The organism is Micromonospora sp. USAFONa4 (assembly GCF_057197825.1).
In genome coordinates, this window is sequence record NZ_CM170072.1 from 2,426,365 (window position 1) to 2,449,792 (window position 23,428).

Consider the following 23,428-nt stretch of genomic DNA (forward strand, 5'->3'; position numbering starts at 1 on the left):
CGGGCGTCGAGGAAGCCGCTTCGGATCCCCGACAACGGAGGGTGTGCGTGCGCCAGCGCCTGTCGTCTGAGCCCGATCGATATCGCGGCCGCCGCCGCGTACCCACCCCCCCGCGTAGCCGCTACGCAGCGGTGGTCACCACCGCGTTCGTCGGCGCCGGCATCGTCGCGATCGGCGCCGGCGCCCTGCCGGACGCCAAGAGCGTCAGCCCGTCGGTCCTCGATGAGCTCAAGGCCGCCTCGGCCGTCAACCAGGACGCCGCGGCCCGTGGCGACAACGCCGACCGCGCCAGCCGCGACAGCGACCGCGCCGGAGGCGCCGAGTCCGCCGAGCCCGAGGTCTGGCTGCTCCCCCTCCAGGGCTACGAGTTCAACTCGCCCTACGGCATGCGCTGGGGCAAGCTGCACACCGGCGTGGACCTGGTCGCCCCCGAGGGCACCCCCTACGTCGCCATCCACGAGGGCACCGTCACCAAGGCCGGCTGGTTCGGCGGCTACGGCCACACCGTGATCGTCAAGCACGCCGACGGCAGCGAGGCGATCTACGGGCACTCCTCGGCGCTGAGCGTCAAGGAGGGCCAGCGGGTGAAGGCGGGCGATCAGCTCGGCCTCGTGGGCAACACCGGCCACTCCTACGGCTCCCACCTGCACCTGGAGGTGCATGTCAAGGGCGAGCCGCTCGACCCGGTGCCGTGGCTCAAGGAGCGCGGAGTGGACATCAAGCTACAAGTCGAGGTGTACTACAGCGAGGTAGCCGCGTCCTGACGCTGCGCATCGCCCGTCGACCGCCCGGATCTGCCGATCCGGGCGGTTTTTCGTGTGCCACCGGAGTCGAAAGTGAGCCGGGCCACACCGACGACTGTGACCGGCGCCATCGCCACACATGATCGCTTTTACGGTCGAACAACTCCGAACGGGGACGCATCGGGCAGATGCGGCCGTCGCCGGTGCGCCCGGACCCCGTCCCACTACCCGTCACGCCGCGTGTCGACACCAGTATTTCGAGGTCAAGTGCCCCCTCGATCAGTGAAGGTCCGCCGTGCAGGAAGACATTCGGAACGAGAACACCCCCGACGCCCCCGTCCGGCCCCGGAGGCGGATCGGCGGCCGCACCCGCGTGATCATCGCCGCGGCGGCCCTGACCGGCCTCGGCCTCGGCGGCGCCGCCTTCGCGGCCACCGGGAACGACGAGCCCTCCGTCCCGGCCGCCGCCGTGGACACGCAGCCTCGCGCGGAGGCCGCCGACCGCGCCGACCGCTCCGCCCGCGAGACGACCGCCCCGGCCACCCCCTCGGCGAGCCCGACGCCCAGCCCGACGAAGGCCAGCCCGTCGGCGAAGCCCAGCCCGAAGGCGACCACCGCCAAGCCGAAGCCGAAGAAGACCAGCAAGCCGAAGCCCAGTTGGGTCATCCCGATGAAGGGCGCGGCGATCACCTCCTGCTACGGCCCGCGCTGGGGCACCCAGCACGCCGGCATCGACTTCGCGCTGCCCGCCGGCACCCCGGTCCGCGCGGCCTTCGGCGGCACCGTCACCAAGGCCGGCGACGTCGGCGACGGGTACGGCATCTCCGTCTTCGTCGACCACGGCAACGGCTACCTGACCCACTACGCCCACCTGAGCACCACCAAGGTGGGCGTGGGCGACAAGGTCGCCGCCGGGCAGACCATCGGCCTGGAGGGGTCCACCGGCGACTCCACCGGCCCGCACCTGCACTTCGAGGTGCACCAGGGTCAGATGTGGAACCAGATCGACCCCGCGCCGTTCCTGCGCGCCCGGGGCATCGACGTGGCCTGCTGACCCGCACCCACCGGCACGGCCCGGTCCGGCGTGCTGCCGGGCCGGGCCACGCCGCCGCTCAGAGCTTGTCGATCGGGGCGTGCCGGAGCACCAGCCACATCGTCTGGTCGCCGAAGTCGATCTGCGCCCGCGCCCCCGGGCCGTGCCCCTCGACGGCGAGCACCCGGCCCAGGCCGTAGCGCTGGTGGTTGACCCGGTCGCCGGCGGACACCTTGGGCCCCTGCGGCAGCTCGCTCGCCGTGGTCAGGCGGCTGGCGTCGACCCCCAGCCGCTTCGCCAACTGCGCCGCCTTGGGCGTGCCGCCGTTGAAGCCCCCACGCCCGCCGGACATCCGGTCCGCGCGGCCACCCACGCCGCCGCCCCCGCCGGCCCACGAGGTGTACGACCCCTCGGTGCGCTCCCAGCGGACCAGCTCCGGCGGCAGCTCCTCCAGGAACCGCGACGGCGGGTTGTAGGCCGGCTGCCCCCACGCCGAGCGGGTCACCGCCCGGGAGAGGTGGAGGCGCTGGCGGGCCCGGGTGATGCCCACGTACGCCAGCCGGCGCTCCTCCTCCAGCTCCCGGGTGTCGCCCAGCGAGCGCAGGTGCGGGAAGACGCCGTCCTCCAGGCCGGTCAGGAAGACCACCGGGAACTCCAGGCCCTTCGCGGTGTGCAGCGTCATCAGGGTGACCACGCCCTGGTGGTCGGGGTCGTCCGTGGGCACCTGGTCGGCGTCGGCGACCAGCGCGACCTGCTCCAGGAAGCCGGCCAGGGTGGCCCGCTCGCCCTCCTCGCCGACCGCCTCGATCCGCTCGGTGTACTCCCGGGCGACGCTGACCAGCTCCTGGAGGTTGTCGACGCGCCCCGCGTCCTGCGGGTCGAGGCTCTCCTCCAGCTCGGTGAGGTAGCCCGAGCGGGTCAGCAGCGCCTCCAGCACCTCCTCCGGGGTGCCCGTCTCGGCAAGCTCGCGGGCGCCGTCGAGCAGGGCCACGAAGTCGGCGATGCCGTTGGCCGCCCGGCTGGAGATGCCCGGGGCGTCCTTCGCGCGCCGCAGCGCCGCCCCGAAGGAGATCCGGTCCCGGCTGGACAGCGCCTCCACGCACGCCTCGGCCCGGTCGCCGATGCCCCGGCGCGGGGTGTTGAGGATCCGGCGCAGGCTGACCGTGTCGTCGTCGTTGACCACCGCGCGCAGGTAGGCCAGCGCGTCGCGGACCTCCTTGCGCTCGTAGAAGCGCACCCCGCCAACCACCTTGTAGGGCAGGCCGACCCGGATGAACACCTCCTCGAAGACCCGGGACTGGGCGTTGGTGCGGTAGAAGACGGCCACGTCGCCGGGGCGGGTCTCGTCGGCGTCGACCAGCCGGTCGATCTCGCGGGCCACCCAGTCGGCCTCGGCGTGCTCGGTGTCGGCCACGTAGCCGACGATCGGCTCACCGGCGCCCGCCTCGCTCCACAGCCGCTTCGGCTTGCGCGACGTGTTCCTGTCGATCACCGCGTTGGCGGCGTTGAGGATGGTCTGGGTGGAACGGTAGTTCTGCTCCAGCAGGATCGTCCGGGCGTCGCTGAAGTCGCGCTCGAACTCCAGGATGTTGCGGATCGTGGCGCCCCGGAACGCGTAGATCGACTGGTCGGCGTCACCGACCACGCAGAGCTCCGCCGGCTCGATCCCCTCCGTGCCGGAGACCAGCTCCTTGATCAGCGTGTACTGGGCGTGGTTGGTGTCCTGGTATTCGTCGACCAGCACGTGCCGGAACCGCCGGCGGTAGCTCTCCGCGACGTGCGGGTGGGACTGGAGCAGGTGCACCGTCGTCATGATCAGGTCGTCGAAGTCCAGCGCGTGCGCCTCGCGCAGCCGCCGCTGGTAGAGCGTGTAGGCCTCCGCCAGCGCCCGCTCGTTGGGGCCCTTGGCGCGGCCCGCGAACGCCTCGGGGTCGACCAGCTCGTTCTTCAGGTTGGAGACCTGGGCGGCCAGCCCGCGCGCCGGGTAGCGCTTCGGGTCGAGGTCCAGCTCCCTGGCGACCATCTGCATCAGCCGGCGGGAGTCGTCCGCGTCGTAGATCGAGAAGGTCGACTTCAGCCCGGCGTGCTCGTGCTCGGCGCGCAGGATACGCACGCACGCGGAGTGGAACGTCGACACCCACATCAGGCGGGCCCGAGGACCCACCAGGTGGGCGACCCGCTCCTTCATCTCGCCGGCGGCCTTGTTGGTGAAGGTGATCGCGATGATCTCGCCGGGGTGCACGCCCCGGGCGGCCAGCAGGTAGGCGATCCGGTGGGTGAGCACCCGGGTCTTGCCCGAGCCGGCACCGGCCACGATCAGCAGCGGCGAGCCGGCGTGGGTGACGGCGTCGCGCTGCGGCCCGTTCAGGCCCTCGACCAGGGCCTGCGGATCGAGATGGACGGCCGCCGGCCTGGGCCGGTGCGGCGAGGTCGGGGCGGGCGCCGGCGCGGGCGGGGACGCGGGGATGTCGAAGAGAGGATGCATCGCACGGCGAGTCTATGCCGCCGGGCGGACACTTCCCCGCCGCGCACCGTCGAGATGTAAGGAAGGGCCCCTTCCTAACGCATTGCGTCAGGAAGGGGCCCTTCCTCACATCCAGGTCGAGACGAAGATGTCACCCTGTCGTGTCTGGTGCCGCCGTCCCCCGTGCAGAACGATGACGGTGAAAGTCCGGCTCCTCCCCCGTACACGACTGGGAGAAACGACCATGACTCAGCCGCGTTCGCGCGGTCGGGCGGCGCTGCGTCACCTCGCCGCGCCCACCCTCGCGTTGGCCGTCGTCGCCACGCTGACCACCGCTTCCCGGCCCGCGCCGGCTCCCGCCGACGACCAGCAGGCCGGCCTGACCCCCGTCTCGGTCTCCTACGCCGCCCCCGGCGGCGGGGAGGTCAAGGGCAACTTCCTGAGCTACAACGACTTCCACGGCGCCATCGACCCGCCCGGCGGCAGCGGCGCGGCGGTCAACGGCACGCCCGCCGGCGGCGTGGAGTACCTCGCCACCTGGCTGAAGAAGCTGCGCGCCGAGGCCCGGGCCGAGGGGCGCACCACGACCACCGTCGGGGCCGGCGACCTGATCGGCGCCACCCCGCTCGTCAGCGCCGCCTTCCACGACGAGCCGACCATCGAGCTGATGGACGAGATCGGCCTGGACGTCAGCTCCGTCGGCAACCACGAGTTCGACGAGGGCGTCGACGAGCTGATCCGGATCAACAAGGGCGGCTGCCACCCCGTCGACGGCTGCCAGGACGGGGACGGCTTCGCCGGGGCGAAGTTCACCTACCTCGCCGCCAACACGGTCAGCCGCAAGACCGGCCTGCCGATCCTGCCCCCGGTCGACGTGAAGTTCGTCGGCGGGGTGCCCGTCGGCTTCGTCGGCGTGACCCTGGAAGGTACCCCGGGCATCGTCAACCCGGCCGGCATCACCTCCGTGCGGTTCACCGACGAGGTGCAGACCGCCAACAAGTGGGCCGGCGTGCTCAAGCTGTTCGGCGTCAAGGCGATGGTGCTGCTCGTGCACGAGGGCGGGGCCCAGTCGCCGCCGCCGGCCACCCCGGGCGTCTCGGACTGCGCCAACTTCTCCGGCCCGATCGTGGACATCGTCAAGGGCCTGCGGCCGGAGTTCGGGCTGGTCGTCTCCGGCCACACCCACCGCTTCTACTCCTGCTCCCTGCCGAACTCCTCGGGTGCCCACAGCGTGGTCACCAGCGCCGGCAACAACGGCCAACTGATCACGGACGTGGACTACTCGCTGGACCGGCGCACCGGCCGGTTCACCGGGATCTCCGCCCGCAACGTCGTCGTCGAGAACGGCGTACGCAACCCGGACGGCACCTGGCGGGAGAGCGCGCCGGGCACGTACGTGCGCAACCCCGACCTGGTGGACCCGGGCGCGAAGGCACTGGCCGACAAGTACCGGGCGGCCGTCGCACCCATCGCCAACAGGGTGGTGGGCCGGATCTCGGCCGACATCGTCCGCGACGTCCGGCCGAACGGGGAAAGCCCGCTCGGTGACGTGATCGCCGACGCGCAGCTCGCGTACACCCGCTCCAGCGGGGCACAGATCGCGCTGATGAACCCGGGCGGCGTCCGGGCGTCCCTGTCGTACGCGGCCTCCCCCGGCGACGAGGACCCTGGCGAGATCACCTACGGCGAGGCGTTCACCGTCCAGCCGTTCAACAACCTGGTGGTCACCCAGACGCTCACCGGCGCGCAGCTGCGCAACGTGCTGGAGCAGCAGTTCGTCGGCTTCAACGGGCAGACCACCCAGCGCATCCTCCAGGTCTCGGCCGGGCTGACGTACTCCTACGACAGCACCGCCCCGGCAGGCTCCCGGGTGAGCGCCCTGGCGTTCGACGGCGCCCCGGTCGACCCGGCCGCCAGCTACCGGGTCACCACGAACGACTTCCTGGCCAACGGCGGGGACGGCTTCACCGAGCTGCGGGCCGGCACGGACCGGGCCACCGCCCCCGGCTTCGACGTCGACGCGCTCATCGCCTACCTGGGCGCCGGCGAGCCCGTCGCCCCCGGACCCGCGAACCGGATCACCCGCCTCGGCTGAGGCGCGGGCGGTCCCGGCGTCACCGGGACCGCCCGTCCGGGTACGGGTCGCGCCGAATCCTTGCGCCGGCCGGTCCGAGGTCGGCATACTCGACGACATGTTCGGGCAGCGCTTCTACTTTTACTACGGCACCGGGAGTCCGGCAGCCGTAGGTCGCGCCTGATCGATCAGACCTACGAGAAAGCCCCGGGCTCCTGGAGCCCGGGGCTTTCTTCCGTCCCGGGATCCGGGCACCGGGCACCTGACGGCGAGGGGTACCCGATGATGACAGACGTGGTGGAGTCCAGCGGCAGCGTGACGCGACCCGAGGCGGGCCGGCCCGACCCCGGTGCCCCCGGCTTCCCGGCCGACGTGCCGGGCGGTGACGACGGCGCGAAGCCGGCGGCGGGAACCGGCACCCCGGAGCCGGCCGCCGCCGCCCGGATCGTCGAGATCCGGGAGCGGATCGACGAGATCGACCGGGCGCTGATCGAGCTGTGGCAGGAACGGGCCCGGCTCTCCCAGGAGGTCGGCGTGACGAGGATGGCCTCCGGCGGCACCCGGCTGGTGCTGTCCCGGGAACGGGCGATCCTGGAGCGCTTCCGGGCCGCCCTGGGCGCCGACGGCACGCAGCTCGCGCTGCTGCTGCTCCGCGCCGGCCGCGGCCCCCTGTGAGGCGTACGCCGGCAACGGCCCGCGCGGTCCATGCCCGGCACCGGCCCTCCGCGCGGGCGGGGGCCGGGCCGGGGCGGAAACGACGGAACCGCCTGCCGGCGTCGCGATGACGTCGGCAGGCGGTTCCGTGGGGGTCACGCCTCGTGCGTCTGCACGATCTCGCGCTTCTCCGCGAAGTGGCAGGCGCTCGGGTGGTCCGAGCCCGAGCGGATCTCCAGCAGCGGGACCTGCTCGGCGCAGACGTCCTGTGCCTTCCAGCACCGGGTCCGGAACCGGCAGCCCGACGGCGGGCTGACCGGCGACGGCACGTCACCGGTCAGGCGGATGATCGCCTTGTTGTCCCGCACGGTCGGGTCCGGCACCGGCACGGCCGAGAGCAGCGCCTGGGTGTACGGGTGGGTCGGCCGCTCGTAGATCTCGTCCTCGGTGCCGATCTCGGCGATCTTGCCGAGGTACATCACCGCGACCCGGTCCGACAGGTGCCGGACCACCGACAGGTCGTGCGCGATGAAGATGTACGACAGGCCGAGCTCACCCTGGAGCTTCTCCAGCAGGTTCATCACCTGGGCCTGGATCGACACGTCCAGGGCGCTGACCGGCTCGTCGCAGACGATGATCTCGGGCCGCAGGGCGAGCGCCCGGGCGATGCCGATGCGCTGCCGCTGACCGCCGGAGAACTGGTGCGGGTACCGGTGGATGTGCTCCGGGTTGAGGCCCACCAGGTCGAGCAGTTCCCGGACCTTCTCCCGGCGGCTGCCCTTCGGCGCCACCTCCGGGTGGATCTCGAACGGCTCGCCGATCAGGTCGCCGACCGTCATCCGCGGGTTCAGCGAGGTGTACGGGTCCTGCATCACCAGCTGGATCTGCCGACGCAGCCGGCGCAGCGCCGGGCCGGAGAACTTCGAGATGTCCTGGCCCTTGTAGTGGACGCTGCCACCCGTCGGCTTCTCCAGGTTCATCAGGACCCGGGCCAGCGTCGACTTGCCGCAGCCCGACTCGCCGACCACACCCAGGGTCTCGCCGGCCTTGAGCTCGAAGGAGACTCCGTCGACCGCCTTGACGTGACCGATGGTCTTCTTGAACACCACGCCCCGGGTCACGGGATAGTGCTTGACCAGGTCACGGACCTCGAGGATGTTCTCAGTCACGGTTCACCAGCTCCTCGGCGAAGTGGCAGGCGCTGGCCCGGCCGGCGCCGACCTGCAGCAGCGGCGGGACCTTCTCCCGGCAGACCGGCTGCGCCATGGGGCAGCGCGGGTTGAACGGGCAGCCCGGCGGGATGTTCATGAGGTTCGGCGGGAGACCCTTGATCGTCCGGAGCTCCTGCCCCTTCTCGTCGAGCCGCGGGATCGAGTTGATCAGGCCGATCGTGTACGGGTGCGCCGGCTTGGCGTACAGGTCGTAGACGTTGGCTTCCTCGACGATCCGGCCCGCGTACATCACCGCGATCCGGTCCGCGACGTCGGCGACCACGCCGAGGTCGTGGGTGATCAGGATCATGCCCATCTGCCGCTCGCGCTGGAGTTCGGCGAGCAGGTCCATGATCTGCGCCTGCACCGTCACGTCGAGCGCGGTGGTCGGCTCGTCCGCGATCAGCACCTCCGGGTCCAGGGCGAGCGACATCGCGATCATCGCGCGCTGCCGCATGCCGCCCGAGAACTGGTGCGGGTAGCTGCTGAACCGGCCCTTGGCGTTCGGGATCTTGACCTGGTCGAGCATCTCGATCGCGCGCTTCTTGGCGTCGGAGCGGCTCATCCCGCGCCGCACCCGGAACTGCTCGGCGATCTGGAACCCGACGGTGAAGACCGGGTTCAACGCGGAGAGCGCGTCCTGGAAGATCATCGCGATGCCCTCGCCGCGGATGCGGCGCCGCTCCTCGAAGGACATGCCGAGCATGTCCTTGCCCTGGAAGCGGACCTGACCGCCGGTGACGAAGCCGGGCGGCGTGTCGAGGATGCCCATGATGGTCTGCGCGGTGACGCTCTTACCGGAGCCGGACTCGCCGAGCACGGCGAGGGTCTCCCCCGCGTCGACGTGGTACGTGACCCCGTTGATGACCTTGGCGACGCCGTCCCGGGTGCGGAACTCCACCCGGAGGTCTTCCACCTCGAGCAACCTGCCCGAGGGGCGGCCGGACGCGCCGGCCGCGGACTGCTCGGACACCAGAATGTCGGACAACTGAATCTCCCCTAGCGGAGTTTCGGATCGAGGGCCTCGCGGACCGCCTCACCGAGCATCACGAAGCTCAGTACGGCGGCGACGAGGAACGCGGCGGGGAAGAAGAGCAGGTAGGGCGCGACGCGGAGGAGGTTCTGCGCCTCGTTGATCATGATGCCCCAGGAGACCACCGGGCTCTTCAGGCCGACGCCCAGGAAGGACAGCGTCGCCTCGGCGCCGATGTACGAGCCGACCAGGATCGTCCCGTAGACCAGCAGCGGCGCGAGGCAGTTCGGCAGCAGGTGCTTGAGGATGATCCGGCCGGTGCCGGCGCCCAGCGCGCGGGCGGCGACGATGTAGTCCGCCTCCTTGGTGGCCAGCACCGAGGAGCGCATGAGCCGCATCACGACCGGCCAGCCCAGCACGATCAGCGAGATGCTCACCAGCGCCATGATCTCGGCCTTGCTGTTGCTCGTGCCCGACCCGTTGAAGGTCGTCAGGATGACGATGGCACCCAGCACGAACGGCAGCCCGAAGAAGACGTCGGCGATGCGGGAGAGCAGTGCGTCCACCCAGCCGCCCCGGTAGCCCGCCACGATGCCCATCGCGCCGCCGAAGAGCAGCACGCCGAGCACGGAGAGCAGGGAGACCACGATCGACGCGCGGGCGCCGTAGATCACCCGGGCGAAGACGTCCCGGCCCTGGAAGTCGTAGCCGAACCAGGCGTCCGACGACGGGCCGACGAGGCTGTTCTGCAGGTTGCCGTTCTCCGGGTCGCCGGAGGTGAACAGCGACGGGAAGGCGGTCATCAGCATGAAGAGGACGATGAACCCTGCGGAGATCCAGAACAGCGGCTTGCGGCGCAGGTCACGCCAGGCGTCGCCGAGCAGACCGCGCGGCTTCTCCTTGCGGGCGTTCTCCGGCAGGCCCGCGTTGCTCGGCGCGCCGATCTCGTCGGGGGCGTGCGCCGGCGGGGTGCTGACGATCGAGGCGGCACTCGGGTCACTCATGCCCGTACCCCACTCCGCTCGGCGCGGACACCGGTGCCCGCGCACGCTGCAATGATGATTCGTTCGCTGCGCTCACTCATAGCGGATCCTCGGGTCCAGGGCGGCGTAGAGCAGGTCGACCAGCAGGTTCATCAGCAGGTAGACGAGCACCAGGACCACCACGATGGAGACAACGGTAGCGCTCTCCTTGGTGATGATCGCGCGGTAGACCTGTCGGCCGATCCCGTTGATCTGGAAGATGCCCTCGGTGACGATCGCGCCGCCCATCAGGGCGCCGAGGTCGGTCCCGAGCAGCGTCACCACCGGGATGAGCGAGTTGCGCAGCAGGTGGATCCCGACCACCCGGCGCATCGGCAGACCCTTGGCGATCGCCGTACGCACGTAGTCGGCCCGCCGGTTCTCCGCGATGCTCGTGCGGGCCAACCGGGCGATGTACGCCATCGAGGCGCTACCGAGCACGAAGCCGGGCACGATCAGCTCGGAGAGCCGCATCTCGCTGGAGACCGTCGGCTTCACGATGCCCCACTGCACGCCGAGCAGCCACTGGGCCACGAAGCCGATGACGAAGATCGGCAGCGCGATCAGGAAGAGGCTGGAGACCAGGACCAGGTTGTCCAGGAAGCCGTTGCGGCGCAGGCCCGTCAGCACGCCCGCCGTGAGGCCGATGACCGCCTCGATGGCCAGCGCCACCAGGGCCAGCTTCAGGGTGTTCGGGTACGCGGTGGCGATGATGTCGCCGATCTCCCGGCCGCCGAACGTCTGCCCGAAGTCACCCTGGAAGAGGTTCTTCATGTAGTTGCCGTACTGCACGATGAGCGGCTCGTCGAGCTTGAACTTCTCGGTCATCATGTTGACGAAGCTGTCGGGGCAGGGACGCTCGCCACACTTGCCCGCGAACGGGTCACCGGGCACCGACCACACGAGCCAGTAGATCAGGAACGTCGTCCCGATGAAGACCGGGATGAGTTGGAGCAGCCGTCTCAACAGATAACGGCCCATGGGGTGGTCCTCCAGACAGGGGGCGCGCGTCGGACGGCCGACACGGGGATGACAGACGTGGCGAGGCGGTGTGGTGACACCACCTCACGGAACGGCCCGGGTCGGGCTCACCGGTAGGTGAGCCCGACCCGGGGTCAGACCGTTCGGATCAGAGCTCGACCGAGGTGAGGTCGAGTTCACCGACGTTGGAGAGCTCGATCTTCTTGATCTTCTCCGAGTGGCCGGACTGCTGACCACCGAAGTAGACCGGGATCGAGGGGACGTCCTGGTCGATGAGGGCGACAGCCTCGGCGTACTTGGCGTGCGACGCCTCCAGGCTCGGCGCGGAGGCGGCTTCCTTGGCCAGCGCGTCGACCTGCGGGTTGCTGTACTTGCCGTCGTTCGAGGAACCGCCGGTCACGTAGAGCGGGCCGACCCAGTTCTCGACGTCCGGGTAGTCCTGCTGCCAGCCGGCGCGGTACATGCCGGTCATCTTGCCGGCGTTGATGTTCTGGCGGAACACCGCGAAGGTCGGCACGCCCTCGGCGCGAGCGTTGATGCCGAGGTTCGTCTTGACCTGCTGCGCGACGGCCTCCATCCACTCCTTGTGGCTGGCGTCGGCGTTGTAGAACATGACCAGCTCACCGGTGAAGCCACCGGCCTCGGCGAGGAGCTTCTTGGCCTCGTCGACGTTGAACTGGCAGGCGGTGCAGTTGCCGGCCTTGGCGCCCGGGGTCAGCGGGTTGGCCCAGCTGTCGGCCGGCTTGCGCGAACCGAAGAAGATCTTGTCGCTGATCTCCTGGCGGTTGATCGACATCGAGATCGCGCGACGCAGCTTCGGGTTCTGGAAGCGCTTGTCGTAGATCGGGAAGGCGATGATGCCGGTCGACGGGGTGGTGGAGGAGATCGCCCGCTCGCCCAGGTCGTTCTTCCACTTGTCGCCCGCGATCGCGGAGACCGGAACCTGCTGCTGGAAGTCCAGGTTGCCGGCGAGCAGGTCGTTGTAGGCCGCCGTGTCGTCCTGGTACAGCTTGATGTTGACGTCCTTGATCTTCATCTTGTCGTTCAAGGAGTAGTCATCGAAGCGCGTCAGCTTGATCTGGACGTCGTCTTCCCACGACACGAACTTGATCGGGCCGTTGCCGATCGGCTTCTTGCCGAAGGCCTCGGCGCCCTGGGTGAAGAACGCGTCCGGCAGCGGCATGAAGGTGCTGTAGCCGAGCTTGGTCGGGAACACCGCGGTCGGCGCGGCCAGGGTGACCTCGAAGGTCCAGTCGTCGACGACCTTCAGGCCGGACATCTCCTTGGCGGCGGGCTCGGGGGCCTTCTTCGGGCCCTCGGCGCCGTCCGGGTCCTCGGTGTGGACCTGGTCGAAGCCCTGGATGTCGGCGAAGAAGCTGCCGTTCTGCGCGCCGTTGGGCGAGTAGGCGCCCCAGTTCCAGGCGTCCACGAAGTTCTTGGCCTTGACGACGGTGCCGTCGTGGAACTTCGTGTCCTTCTTGATCTTGATCGTGTAGACCTTGGAGTCGGACGTCTCGATCGACTCCGCGACCGCGTTGCGCGGCGCGCTGCCGTCGTTCGGGTACTCGACCAGACCGGTCCAGATCCAGTCGATGATCGCCCCACCACCGGTCTCGGTGGTGTTCGACGGGACCAGGCCGACCTCCGGCTGAGTGCCGTCGATGGTGATCGCGCCGTCGCTGCTGGCGCCGGCGTCGCCACCGTCGCTGTCGCTGCTCGAGCAGCCGGACGCGACGAGCGCGAACGCCGCGCCCAGCGCGACCGCGCTACTTGCCCGCTTCGAGACTCTCATTCCGAGGGGCCTCCTCTTTCTGAACCTGGATCCGTCGTGGGTTTCACGCACGTATGGGGGGTGACACGTCCGGCGCCCGCAGTGCGGGAGCCGGTTTCACCGCAGTGAATTCGGGACAAGAATGATGTACCGATCCGCCGGGCCACCTCGCCCGTCGCGCTCGGCACCGCGCACACGAGACCACCACGGAGCACCGTCAACAGGCGGGTCCATGGTCGTCAGGCCGTACGGAGTGCCTCACATGAGGGGTGAGGTGCTGCCACTGTGACACCCACCGGCCCGTTCCGTGAAGGTGCCGTTATCAAGCCGTTAGTTGGTCGCCACGTTGCCGATACCCGAAAAAAGATCATGATGTACGCCTGTCGTACCGCTCTGAGCAGGAAAGACACGGTTCGGAGGGGGTCCACCCCCCGGCGCGGGGTCGGCGGCTGTGAGCTTCCCCGCGTCCCCTCCGGCGCTGTCCGGGGTCGGCCGAGCGCTGGCCGTTTTTGCCCATCCGGACGATGCCGGCTTCGGCTGTGCGGGGACCATCGCCACCTGGCCGGCCGAGGGTGCCGACGCCTCGTACCTGCTCGTCGACCGGGCGACTCCGGAGAGTGCGGTGACACCCGCGCGCCGGGGGCCTGTCGGTTTCCGCGACGGGTGCTCCCGTCCCGCGCCCGAGGCGTGCGCCGGCTGAAGCCCGGGGGCGAACGACTCCGGCCCCGGCACCGCGCGGGGCGGTACCGGGGCCGGGGCCGTTGAAGCGGGCGTCGATCAGGCCGTGAAGCGCAGCTTGCGACGGCGGAACAGCAGCACGGCGACCGCGCCGGCGGCCAGCAGCGCCACGCCGGCGGCGATCGCGGCGGCGATCGGGGAGCCGGTCAGCGGCAGGTCACCGCCGCTGCTCGCGGGCGAGGTCGACGGGGCCGGGCTGTCGACCGGGGCGCTCGGCGACGGGGACTCCGCCGGGGCGCTGGGCGACGGCGACTCCGCCGGGGCGCTCGGCGACGGCGACTCGGCCGGGGCGGCGGCGAACGCGGCCTCGGCCTTGGCGCTCACGGTGGCGCCGGTGCTGCCACCGAGGATCAGCTTCTGCGCGGCGCGCTCGCCGGTGAAGAGGAACACCCGGCCGAAGGAGACCGAGTCCTGGGCGGAAACGGTCACCTTCACCTCGCCGGCGCCGTCCGCGGCCAACCAGAACTGGCCGCCGTTGGTGGTCTTGGTGACCGGCTTGCCCTCGGCGTCGACCGCCGAGCCGCCGTCGACCGCGACGGTGATCTCGCCCGCCGGGCCCTTGACGGTGAAGGGGCCGGCCTTCTCGCCGACGGTGGCCTTGGCGCTGGCCGGGTCGACGCTCAGCTCGGCCTTCGGCTCGGGCTGGTCGGTGGCGTTGGCGACCAGGTAGTCGTGGACCTTCTTGACCACGTCGTACTGCTTCTTGCCGAGCAGCTTGGGGTTGTCGACCCAGTCACCCAGCTCGACGCCGTCGCTGAACTTCCAGATGGCGGTCTGGGTGCCGAAGTAGAGCAGCTTGTCGGCGTCTGCCTTCGCCGGGGCGGTGGCGCCGGCGGCGGCCAGCAGCTTGGCGGCGTCGGCGTTCGGGTAGCCGTGGGTCAGCACCCACTGCACCTTGCCGAGGTTCTTCACCTGGGACTCGTCCCAGGTGCCCTCCTTGTACTTGCCGTCGATCGCCACGTTGGTGTGGTAGTCGATGCAGAAGGCGGGGACGAGCTTTCCGTCGATCTTGAGTGCCAGGGCACCGGTGCTCTTCGGCTGCCCGTTGAGCATGAGCGTGACGTTGCTGCCCTTGACCGACTTGGCGACGCCGGTCTTGTCGGCGGCGGCGGCCGGCGCCACCGCGCCGAGTGCCAGCGCGCCGCCGGCGACGGTCGCCAGGGCGATCCGCGCCCAGCGCCGTCCTCGTTGTCCGAACATCAGATTCGTGCACCTCTCCCCAGGGGTGACCCGCGCACGGCGGGTTGCGTGAAGCCGCCGTTCCCGCGGGATGTGCACCACCCGCACGCGAGAACGCGACGGGGCATTATGTGACGGGAGTTGATCGCTTGTCAGCCCCTGTGGGCCGCATTCGTCGGTTCCGTCCCATATGACGGGGAAAAGAATTGGATCACACCAGCCGGCGGTCGGCCGCCCAGCGGGACAACTCGTACCTGTTGGACATCTGGAGCTTGCGAAGCACGTTGGACACGTGCGTCTCCACCGTCTTGATGGAGATGTAGAGCTCCTTGGCGATCTCCTTGTAGGCGTACCCCCGGGCGAGCAGCCGCAGCACCTCGCGCTCGCGGTTGGTGAGCTGGTCCAGCTCCGGGTCGGCCACCGGGGCGTCGGGACGGGCCGCGAACGCGTCCAGCACGAATCCCGCCAACCGGGGGCTGAACACGGCGTCGCCGTCGGCCACCCGGCGGACCGCGGCGGCCAGCTCCTCCGGCGAGATCGTCTTCGTGACGTAGCCCCGCGCGCCGGCCCGGATCAGCCCGATCACGTCCTCCGCCGCGTCCGAGACGCTCAGCGCCAGGAACTTGACCTGCGGGTGGGTACGCCGCATCGCCTCCAGCACCGCCCGGCCGCCGCCGTCGGGCATGTGCACGTCGAGCAGCACCACGTCGGGCAGCGTGGCGGCGATCCGGGTGACCGCCTCGGCGACGGTGCTCGCCTCGCCCACCACCTCGACGTGCGCGCCCAGCTCCGCGCGGACCCCCGCGCGGAACATGGCGTGGTCGTCGACGAGGAAGACCCGCAGCCGCTCGGCGCGGGCAGCCGCCCCCTCGACCGGTTCCATCGACTGCTCGGTCATCACTTGTCCCTCTCCGCCGTTGCCGGGTCGCGGGTGATCGGCAGGATCAACCGGACCTCGGTCCCTTCCCCCGGCTCGGAGCGGATCTCCGCCCGGCCGCCGTGCCGCTTCATCCGCCCGATGATCGAGCCCCGGACCCCGTGCCGGTGATCCTCCACCGTATCCGGGTCGAAGCCCTTCCCCCGGTCCCGGACGAAGCCGCTGACCTGATCCGGCTCGACCTCGGCGTAGAGCGAGACGGTCTGCACCCCGGCGTGCCGGGCGGCGTTCACCAGCGCCTCGCGGGCGGCCGCCACCAGCGCGCCGACCCGCTCGTCGGTCTCCCGGTCGCCGACCACCACCGCCTCCACCGTGATCGCGAACGTGTCCTCGACCTCGGCGGCGGCCTGCTCCAGGGCGGCGGCGAACCGCTCGGTGGGCGAACCGGTGGGCTTGTAGAGCCAGTTGCGCAGCGAGCGTTCCTGCCCCCGGGCGAGCCGCTGGACGGTCTTCACGTCGCTCGCGTTGCGCTGGATCAGGGCCAGGGTGTGCAGCACCTGGTCGTGCACCATGGCGGCCAGCTCGGCCCGTTCCTGCTCCCGGATGCGCCCCTCGCGCTCCGACCGGAGCTGGTTGTACGTCCGCCACAGCACCGGCGCGGCCACCACGCCGACCCCGGCGAGCCCGACCAGGGCGAAGATCACGCCGTTGAGCACGGCGTCGAAGTTCTGCGCCGGGGAGTAGACCGCGGCAACGCCGATGATGCCCACCGCGACCAGCACCCCGCCGCCGATGAACCGGAGCACGAAGGCCCGCCGGTCGCTCTCCTCCACCACCGCGCCCAGCCAGGGCACCGGCATGGAGTCGCCCCACTGCCGCCGCCGCTCCGGGGCCGACTGGTGCCAGATCACCCCGGCGCCGACCGCGATGATCGCGACCAGCCAGCCGGCGGTGCCCGCCGCCCCGACCGAGTCGAAGACCATCACCTGCACCAGCAGCACGCCGAGGCCGATCGCCACGAACGGCAGCAGCTGGGCGACGTCCCTGCGGGCCGGCACGGCGGTGTCGCCCGGGCGCAGCGGCACGACCGCCCAGAAGGCCGCGTAGAGCAGCAGGCCGAGCCCGCTCAGTCCCAGCAGCACCATGAAGGCGACCCGTACCCGCAGCACCGAGATGCCGAGGTGGTCGGCGATGCCGGCGGCCACCCCCGCGGCCATCCGGTGCTCGGGGGCGCGGTAGAGGCGGGGTGGCTGGGTCACGGCGCTGATCGGAGACTCCCTGGTCACGGCGGGCACGGAGCGGGCGACGGTCCGTTTCCGGCGTCGGATCGATCGTCACACGACGCACCGGGGCCCGACCACGGGGACGCCCCCGACATTCGGGCCGCCGGGATCTCAGGGTGGGGTCAGGGTCGGGTCCTGAGGCCGCCCGGCGGGTCGGGGCAGCAGGATCGAGGCATGACCGAGGAAGCTGCCCAGCCCGCCGACCCCGGGGCCGCTCAGCCGGGCGGGCCACCGCCGACCGCGACACCGCCCACCGGCTCCGCGGCGCCGCCCCCCGTGGCCGCGCCGCCCCCCGCCGGGGACGCGGGTGGGCCACCGCCGCCCGGCGCCGGGCCGGGTCCCGGACCGCAGCCGTCGTTCGGCGGCGCCGGCTTCACCTCGCGGTACGGCCTGGTGCGCCCCCGCGACGGCCGCTACCTGGCCGGCGTCTGCGCCGCCATCGGCCGGGCCACCAACACCGACCCGGTCCTCTGGCGGGTGCTGCTGGCGGTGCTCGGCTTCTTCGGCGGCATCGGCATCCTGGTCTACGTCACCGCCTGGCTGATCATCCCGGGCGAGGGGGACAGCGCCTCTCCCGTCGAGTCCATGCTGGGCCGGGGCCGGTCCAGCATGTCCCCGGTCACGGTGATCGTGCTGAGCATCCTGGTTGCGATCAGTTTCGGCTACATCGTCACGGACGCGTTCCGGGCGGTGCTGCTCGGCGCCACGATCCTGATCGGCGGCGCGCTGCTGCTGAACCGCGACAACAGGGCCGCCCAGGGCACCCCGGCCGGCCCCGTCCCGCCCGTTGCGCCCACCGCCCCGCCCGGGCCGGTGCCACCGGTCGGCCATCCCGCCCCGGTCGCGTACGCGGTCCCGCCGACCGTGGCCGTGACCCCGGGGACGGGCCCGGTCCCGGCCCCGCCGGCGACCGTCGCCCAGCCCGCCTGGAGCGCCCCGGTCTCCCCGCCGACCGCCGAGCTGCCCGCCTGGCCGCCGGCCGCCCCGGCCCCGCCCGCCCGTCCACCCGCGGGTACGCCGACCGTCGGCTGGCCCCCGGCAGCGCCCACGTCCGGCTGGCCCGCCGCGACCTCGGGCGCACCGGGACCGGGCCACCCGGTGCCCCCGCCCCGGCCCCCGGGCTACCGGCCCCCGTTCGCCCCGCACGGCCCGTACGCCGGGCAGACCGTCGTGCCACCCGCACCGCGCAAGCCACCGAAGCCGCCGAAGCGCCCGAAGGAGCGCTCCCCGCTCGGCGCGGTGACGTTCTCGCTGATCTTCCTCGCCCTGGGCGTGGTCGCCGTCGTCGACCTGCTGGACGTCTACGACATCGGGGCGTCGGCCTACTTCGCGGCCACGCTGGCCACCATCGGGCTCGGCCTGCTGGTCGGCACCTGGTTCGGACGGGCCCGCTGGCTCATCGCGCTCGGCGTGGTGGCCGCCGCCGCGCTCGGGGTGGCCACCGTGGCCGAGTCCTACGACCGGATCCGGGGCGTCGACGGCAACGTCACCTGGGCGCCCACCGACCACCGCGACCTCGCCCTGCGGTACGAGAACAGCTTCGGCGACACGGTCCTGGACCTGCGCGCGGTCGACTTCGACAAGAAGAACACCGAGATCACCGTCTCCGTCAACTTCGGCGAGTGCACGGTGGTGGTACCGCCGAACGTCGACGTCACCACGGTGGCCGACGTCAACGCCGGCGACGCGGTCGTCTTCGGCAAGCACTCCGGCGGGCTGGCGGGCGAGCTGCGGGAGACGACCGACCTGGGTCCGGACGGCCCCGGCGGCGGCACGCTGCGCCTCTACATCCACGTCAACGCCGGCAACCTGGAGGTGACCCGGTGAAGGCCCACCGCACCGACATCGTGTCCTTCGCCTTCGGGCTGATCTTCCTCGGTCTCGCCGCGTGGTGGCTGCTCGCCCAGTTGCTCGGGCTCGCCCTCCCGCCGGTCGGCTGGTTCCTGGCCGGCGCGCTGATCCTGATCGGCCTGCTGGGCCTGCTGGGCGCGCTGCGCTCCGGGCGGTCCGGCGGCGCGCCCGCGCCCGGCGACGCCCCCTCCGACGCCGCCCGCACCGGTGCCACCGCCTCCGACGCGGTCGCCCCGGACACCGTCGCGCCCGTCTCCACCCCGCCGGGCACGGATCCGGCGGGCCGGGCTACGGACCGACAGGCCACCGGGACCGACCCGACCCGCTGGGACCTCGACCGGCCCGCGCCGGCCGACGAGCCGACGGCGTGGGGCGGCCGGCGCTCCGACTGGGGGGAGCCGACCGACTGGGGCACGCGGTCCGAGTGGGACGTCTCCGCGCCGACGACCGGCGCACCGACGACGGCCGGACGGCCGCCGGGCGGACAGACGGCGGAGGGGCCGACGACCGCCGGACAGACGGCGGAGGTGCCGTCGACCGGCGGGCAGACGGCGCAGGTGCCGACGACCGGCGGGGCGACCACGGAGACGCCGGCGACGGGCGGTCCGGCCACGGGCGGCCCGCGGGCCGGGGACGAGGCCGACGAGTGGCCGACGGAGGCCGTCACCGACGTCCGGCCCGAGGCGGTCGAGGACCGCGCCGCCGACGAGGACGCCCCGCCCCGGCGGACCGACGGGCCGCCGGCCGGTGGGGAGCACCCGCGCGGCTGACGACAGCGGTGCGGCCGTCGTCGGCGGCGGCCTATGCTGGCCGTGGAGAACTCGCCTCCGCCGGCCGGCCCGCGCCGACCTGGCCGCCGCACCGACCTGGTCGCCGCGCCGGCCGGACGCGCCGCCGTGGCGGTCCCGCCGCGATTCCCGTCTCTACCCGTCAGGAGTCCGTCCGACATGACGCAGTCCCCCGCCGTGCGCACCTCCGGCCGGTCCGGTCCGGTCCGCATCGGCGAGCGAGCCGCCCGTACCCTCGTCTCCGAGCTCGCCCGGATCAACGATCCGAAGGCCGCGCTGCTGGTCGGCGCGACGCCCGAGTCCGCGGTGCTGACCGCGGCGATCGACGCGCTGCTGCCCGGCGACACCCTCACCCTGGTGCCCGCCGGGTCGACCTCCCCGGCGGCCCTCCGGGAGCACGTCACCGCCCAGGGTCGCTGGGTGGCCGACCGGGTCCGCGTGGTCGACACCCTCGCCGAGGCCGAGCCGGCCGCGGTGGTAGTCGCCGCGGAGCCGCTGACCGGCACGGCAGACGAGACCCGCGCCGCCATCGAGGGCCTGACGAAGTACCTCGCCGACGGCGCGGTGCTGAGCGTGGCCACGACCGCGACGCCGGGACGCACCGCGGGGGCCGCCGCCGAGTTGGACCGGCAGGGCGCGCTGTACGGCGTCGGGGTCGACCTGGTGCTGCGCAACACGCCGCCGCTGCGGGTGTACCGGCTCCGCTACACCCCGGCCGACTCCGCGTCGGCGGCCCGGCTGGCGCCGGCGTACCGGCCGTCCAGCGTCCCGCTGACCCGTGGCATGCACATCGACTCCAACGGGGTGGCCGCGGCCGGCATCGCGCTGGGCCTGGCCGCGGTGGCCCGGGCGACCCGGCCGAAGTCGAAGCTCTGGCTGCTCCCGGCCCTGGCCGCCGCCCCGGTGGCCGCCTTCTTCCGGGACCCGGAGCGCGACGTGCCGGAGGACTCCGCGGCGGTCGTCGCCTCGGCCGACGGTCGGGTGCTGTCCGTGCAGCGGCTGCACGACGAGCGCTTCGGCGAGGGCGAGTGGCTGCGCATCGCGGTCTTCCTGTCGGTGCTGGACGTGCACGTCAACCGTTCCCCGGTGGCCGGGAAGGTGGTCGACTACTTCGTCGCCGACGGTGGCTTCGCCAACGCGATGAAGCCGGCGGCTGAGCACAACGTGGCCGCGTACACGGTGCTGGACACCGCGCGCGGCACGGTGGTCGTGGCGCAGCGCACGGGCCTGATCGCCCGGCGGATCGTGCAGCGGGCGCCGATCGGCGCGCTGCTGGCCCGGGGCGAGCGCTTCGGCCTGATCCGGTTCGGCTCGCGCACCGACGTCTACCTGCCGGCGGACGCGGCGGAGCCGCTGGTCGGCCCCGGGGACAAGGTCGTCGGGGGCTCGACCGTCATCGCCCGCTGGCGCTGAGGCCCGGCCGGACGACACGAAGAAGGGGCGCCGCGCGATCGCGGCGCCCCTTCTCGCGTACGTGTCTCAGGCGGTGCGGCGCTGACGCAGCCAGAGCACCGGGCCGCTGACCAGGTAACCGACCACGATCAGCGCGAAGGTGAGCCGGATGTCGATCAGCGCGCCGATCACCGGGGCCAGCCACAGCCACGGCGGCAGCTTCACCAGCCGGGCCAGCTTCGCGTAGGGGAAGCTGGAGACCATGGCGAAGGCGAGCAGCGCCACGCCGGCGACCAGGACGATGCCCGGCACCGGCAGCCCGATGGCGACGGTCAGCGCGAGCACTGCGGCGGCCATGGTCGTGGGCACGCCGCAGAAGAACCGGCCGTCCTTCGGCGAGACGTTGAACCGGGCGAGCCGGATCGCCGCGCACGCCGCCACGAGGGCGCAGGCCACCGCGGCGGCCGGCGTGGAGACCGAACCGGCCAGCGAGGCGTAGACCACCACGGGGGCGGCGAGGCCGAACGAGCACATGTCGGCCAGCGAGTCCATCTGCGCCCCGAACGGGCTGGCCACGCCGAACTTGCGGGCGAGCGCGCCGTCGAGGCCGTCGAAGACGACGCAGGCGATCAGGCAGAGCGCGGCGACGCGCACCTCGCCCTGCATGGCCAGGAAGATGGCCAGCATGCCGAGCATCAGGCTGCTGAGTGTGCAGGCGTTGACCACCGCGAACTTCATCCGGCGGGCGACCGTCCGCTCGCCCGGAAGCAGCGGGATCGACATCGCCGACTCGTCGTCGACCGGGGTCGTGGGGCCGAGCGCGGGGCTGACGGGGACGATCGAGGCGACGTCGGCGCGCTCGACCCGGGTGAGTCCGTAGCGGCGTCGCGGCCGGTCGGCGTAGCGGTGCTCGGGCATCGAGAGGTCGCTGGCCGCGTGCAGGTCGCCGTCGCGGCGCCCCACCCGGACCAGCAGCACCTGCCGGGCGAGCGTGCTGCTGCGGCGCAACGGGCCCGCCCAACGACGCCCTGCGGGACGCGGACTGTCAGTGGTACGACGCCGGCGCCATGGGGCTCTCGGCACGTTTCCTCCATCACCGGATCGGTTTACCGTCGCGAGGGCGGCCGTCCGGCTGTCTCGTGCCGGACCTTTCTGGCCCGGCAGCCGTTTTGCGGAGTACACCATCGCATAGGGGAACGGGGGTTGGCGATAGCTGCCGGCGGTACTTATATCTGGTCTAACCGCGCGTACCGCTCTCTTATTCCCATCTCGGGCTCCATCGCCCGTTTCCTCCACCAACCCCACATCGAATGTACCGGACCCCGTCTCCGCCGGCTCGGTGAGCGGGTGCCAGGGACACCGATGTCCGGTTACGGACGCTCGTCGGTAGGCGCATTGGCCAGCGCCAGTGCGGCGATCCCGCTCAGCGGCAGCCCGGCGAGTTTTTCCGGGGTGAACCAGCCAGCGCGGGCGGTGGAGCCGCCGGCGAGCTCGGTCACCCGCGGCTCCGTGGGCGCGTCCACCGCCACCCGGTAGAGCACCCGGATGCCGTGCCAGTCGAGCGGGCGCCCCTCCGGGCCCAGCGCGGCCGGGTTGTGCAGGTTGTCGACGCCGATCAGCTCGACCACCCGACCGAGCTGGCCGGACTCCTCGACCAGCTCGCGCAGCAGCGCGGCGACCGGCTGCTCGCCGTGGTCGGTCCCGCCGCCGGGCAGGTGCCACCGGCCGGCGCCCGGGTAACCGTCGGCGATCATGGTGAGCAGCACCCGGCCGGCCGGGTCGGTGACCAGGCCGTACGCCCCGAAGCGCTGTCTCCGGTCGGACGGGAGCACGGCGGCGGGCTCGACCGCCGACGAACGGGGCAGATCGGACGGCAGGGGTGACACGGGCAGGCCGAGCAACTCGGCGGTGAACGGCATCAGCGGCACCGACGCCGCCTCGGCGGTCGTGAACCAGGCCAGCTCGTCGCTGCCGCCAGCCGGCTCCGACCGGGGTTCGCCGCCCCGCACGGTGACGTCGAAGACCACGCGATCGGTGTGCACGGCGACGTCGGCGGCGCGGAAGGTCGTCACGTCGGCGGACACCGCCCGCAGCCCGGTCACCTCCACCGCGAGGCCGGTCTCCTCGGCGAACTCGCGGACCACCGCGTGCGCCGGGTGCTCGGCGTGCTCGACCCCGCCCCCGGGGAGCCGCCAGACGCCCGGGAACGGGCACGAGCCGGAGCCCCGGGCCAACAGCACCCGCCCGTCCGAGCCCCGGCACACCCCGTACGCGCCGACCCGCCGCCGCTGTTCCACCCGCCCGCACTCCCCCGCCCGCGCCGACCCGTTCCGTCGATCATGAGGCTAGCCGCAGCGGGTCCGGCGTGCCGCCCGGTCGACCTCATGATCAACG

The 23,428-nt window shown here is 72.2% G+C and carries 18 protein-coding genes; 7 read left to right on the plus strand and 11 right to left on the minus strand.

Annotated features, from left to right (window positions below):
* The first annotated feature begins 47 nt into the window (after window positions 1–47).
* Both AC0OO9_RS10275 and AC0OO9_RS10280 read left to right on the plus strand, forming a co-directional pair.
* The gene (locus AC0OO9_RS10275; protein WP_484517086.1) at window positions 48–764 is read left to right on the plus strand and encodes a M23 family metallopeptidase; all 717 of its coding nucleotides are present in this window, start codon (window positions 48–50) and stop codon (window positions 762–764) included.
* Between the two features lie 274 nt (window positions 765–1,038).
* Window positions 1,039–1,797: a M23 family metallopeptidase gene (locus AC0OO9_RS10280; RefSeq protein ID WP_484517087.1), complete on the plus strand. Its 759-nt coding sequence runs from the start codon at window positions 1,039–1,041 to the stop codon at window positions 1,795–1,797.
* 58 nt (window positions 1,798–1,855) lie between these two features.
* Here the strand turns inward: AC0OO9_RS10280 and pcrA are convergent, their stop codons facing one another.
* Window positions 1,856–4,261: a DNA helicase PcrA gene (pcrA, locus tag AC0OO9_RS10285; protein WP_484517088.1), complete on the minus strand. Its 2,406-nt coding sequence runs from the start codon at window positions 4,259–4,261 to the stop codon at window positions 1,856–1,858.
* 223 nt (window positions 4,262–4,484) lie between these two features.
* Between pcrA and AC0OO9_RS10290 the strand changes: the two genes are divergently transcribed.
* Together AC0OO9_RS10290 and AC0OO9_RS10295 are read left to right on the plus strand one after the other, a co-directional pair.
* Window positions 4,485–6,335, plus strand: coding sequence for a bifunctional metallophosphatase/5'-nucleotidase (locus AC0OO9_RS10290; RefSeq protein ID WP_484517089.1), 1,851 nt, complete (start codon window positions 4,485–4,487; stop codon window positions 6,333–6,335).
* Window positions 6,336–6,596: 261 nt separating this feature from the next.
* Complete coding sequence (locus tag AC0OO9_RS10295) at window positions 6,597–6,989, plus strand: chorismate mutase (RefSeq protein WP_393171514.1); 393 nt, start codon at window positions 6,597–6,599, stop codon at window positions 6,987–6,989.
* A gap of 134 nt (window positions 6,990–7,123) precedes the next feature.
* Here AC0OO9_RS10295 and AC0OO9_RS10300 read toward each other — a convergent pair whose 3' ends face one another.
* The 8 genes from AC0OO9_RS10300 to AC0OO9_RS10335 all read right to left on the minus strand — a co-directional run bounded on the left by AC0OO9_RS10300 (window position 7,124) and on the right by AC0OO9_RS10335 (window position 17,006).
* Window positions 7,124–8,137 carry an ABC transporter ATP-binding protein gene (locus AC0OO9_RS10300; protein WP_132230982.1) on the minus strand — a complete coding sequence of 338 codons (1,014 nt, stop codon included), beginning with the start codon at window positions 8,135–8,137 and terminating at the stop codon, window positions 7,124–7,126.
* Complete coding sequence (locus AC0OO9_RS10305; RefSeq protein ID WP_132231341.1) at window positions 8,130–9,152, minus strand: ABC transporter ATP-binding protein; 1,023 nt, start codon at window positions 9,150–9,152, stop codon at window positions 8,130–8,132. Before AC0OO9_RS10305 ends, AC0OO9_RS10300 begins: the two co-directional genes overlap by 8 nt.
* 26 nt (window positions 9,153–9,178) lie before the next feature.
* Window positions 9,179–10,156, minus strand: a complete 978-nt coding sequence (locus tag AC0OO9_RS10310) for an ABC transporter permease (protein ID WP_311410753.1) — start codon at window positions 10,154–10,156, stop codon at window positions 9,179–9,181.
* A 72-nt stretch (window positions 10,157–10,228) separates the two neighbouring features.
* Window positions 10,229–11,155: an ABC transporter permease gene (locus AC0OO9_RS10315; RefSeq protein WP_132230980.1), complete on the minus strand. Its 927-nt coding sequence runs from the start codon at window positions 11,153–11,155 to the stop codon at window positions 10,229–10,231.
* Window positions 11,156–11,303: 148 nt separating this feature from the next.
* Window positions 11,304–12,947 carry a peptide ABC transporter substrate-binding protein gene (locus AC0OO9_RS10320; RefSeq protein WP_132230979.1) on the minus strand — a complete coding sequence of 548 codons (1,644 nt, stop codon included), beginning with the start codon at window positions 12,945–12,947 and terminating at the stop codon, window positions 11,304–11,306.
* Window positions 12,948–13,703: 756 nt separating this feature from the next.
* Window positions 13,704–14,864, minus strand: coding sequence for a thioester domain-containing protein (locus tag AC0OO9_RS10325; protein ID WP_484517090.1), 1,161 nt, complete (start codon window positions 14,862–14,864; stop codon window positions 13,704–13,706).
* 190 nt (window positions 14,865–15,054) lie between these two features.
* Window positions 15,055–15,741 (minus strand): response regulator, encoded by a 687-nt coding sequence (locus tag AC0OO9_RS10330; RefSeq protein WP_311410756.1) that lies wholly within the window; start codon window positions 15,739–15,741, stop codon window positions 15,055–15,057.
* Window positions 15,741–17,006, minus strand: coding sequence for a PspC domain-containing protein (locus AC0OO9_RS10335; protein ID WP_484517091.1), 1,266 nt, complete (start codon window positions 17,004–17,006; stop codon window positions 15,741–15,743). Before AC0OO9_RS10335 ends, AC0OO9_RS10330 begins: the two co-directional genes overlap by 1 nt.
* A 171-nt stretch (window positions 17,007–17,177) precedes the next feature.
* Here AC0OO9_RS10335 and AC0OO9_RS10340 point away from each other — a divergent pair, with 171 nt between their 5' ends.
* The 3 genes from AC0OO9_RS10340 (at window position 17,178) to AC0OO9_RS10350 (ending at window position 21,055) form a co-directional block, all read left to right on the plus strand.
* A complete protein-coding gene (locus AC0OO9_RS10340) occupies window positions 17,178–18,830 on the plus strand; it encodes a PspC domain-containing protein (RefSeq protein WP_484517092.1) in 1,653 nt (550 codons plus the stop codon).
* Window positions 18,827–19,624: a hypothetical protein gene (locus AC0OO9_RS10345; RefSeq protein WP_484517093.1), complete on the plus strand. Its 798-nt coding sequence runs from the start codon at window positions 18,827–18,829 to the stop codon at window positions 19,622–19,624. Before AC0OO9_RS10340 ends, AC0OO9_RS10345 begins: the two co-directional genes overlap by 4 nt.
* A gap of 177 nt (window positions 19,625–19,801) precedes the next feature.
* The gene (locus AC0OO9_RS10350; protein WP_484517094.1) at window positions 19,802–21,055 is read left to right on the plus strand and encodes a phosphatidylserine decarboxylase; all 1,254 of its coding nucleotides are present in this window, start codon (window positions 19,802–19,804) and stop codon (window positions 21,053–21,055) included.
* A 66-nt stretch (window positions 21,056–21,121) separates the two neighbouring features.
* On the opposite strand, the gene AC0OO9_RS10355 is transcribed toward AC0OO9_RS10350, so the two are convergent.
* Both AC0OO9_RS10355 and AC0OO9_RS10360 read right to left on the minus strand, forming a co-directional pair.
* Complete coding sequence (locus tag AC0OO9_RS10355) at window positions 21,122–22,042, minus strand: CDP-alcohol phosphatidyltransferase family protein (RefSeq protein ID WP_484517095.1); 921 nt, start codon at window positions 22,040–22,042, stop codon at window positions 21,122–21,124.
* A 362-nt stretch (window positions 22,043–22,404) separates the two neighbouring features.
* The gene (locus tag AC0OO9_RS10360; protein WP_484517096.1) at window positions 22,405–23,331 is read right to left on the minus strand and encodes an NUDIX hydrolase; all 927 of its coding nucleotides are present in this window, start codon (window positions 23,329–23,331) and stop codon (window positions 22,405–22,407) included.
* Window positions 23,332–23,428: the final 97 nt, after the last annotated feature.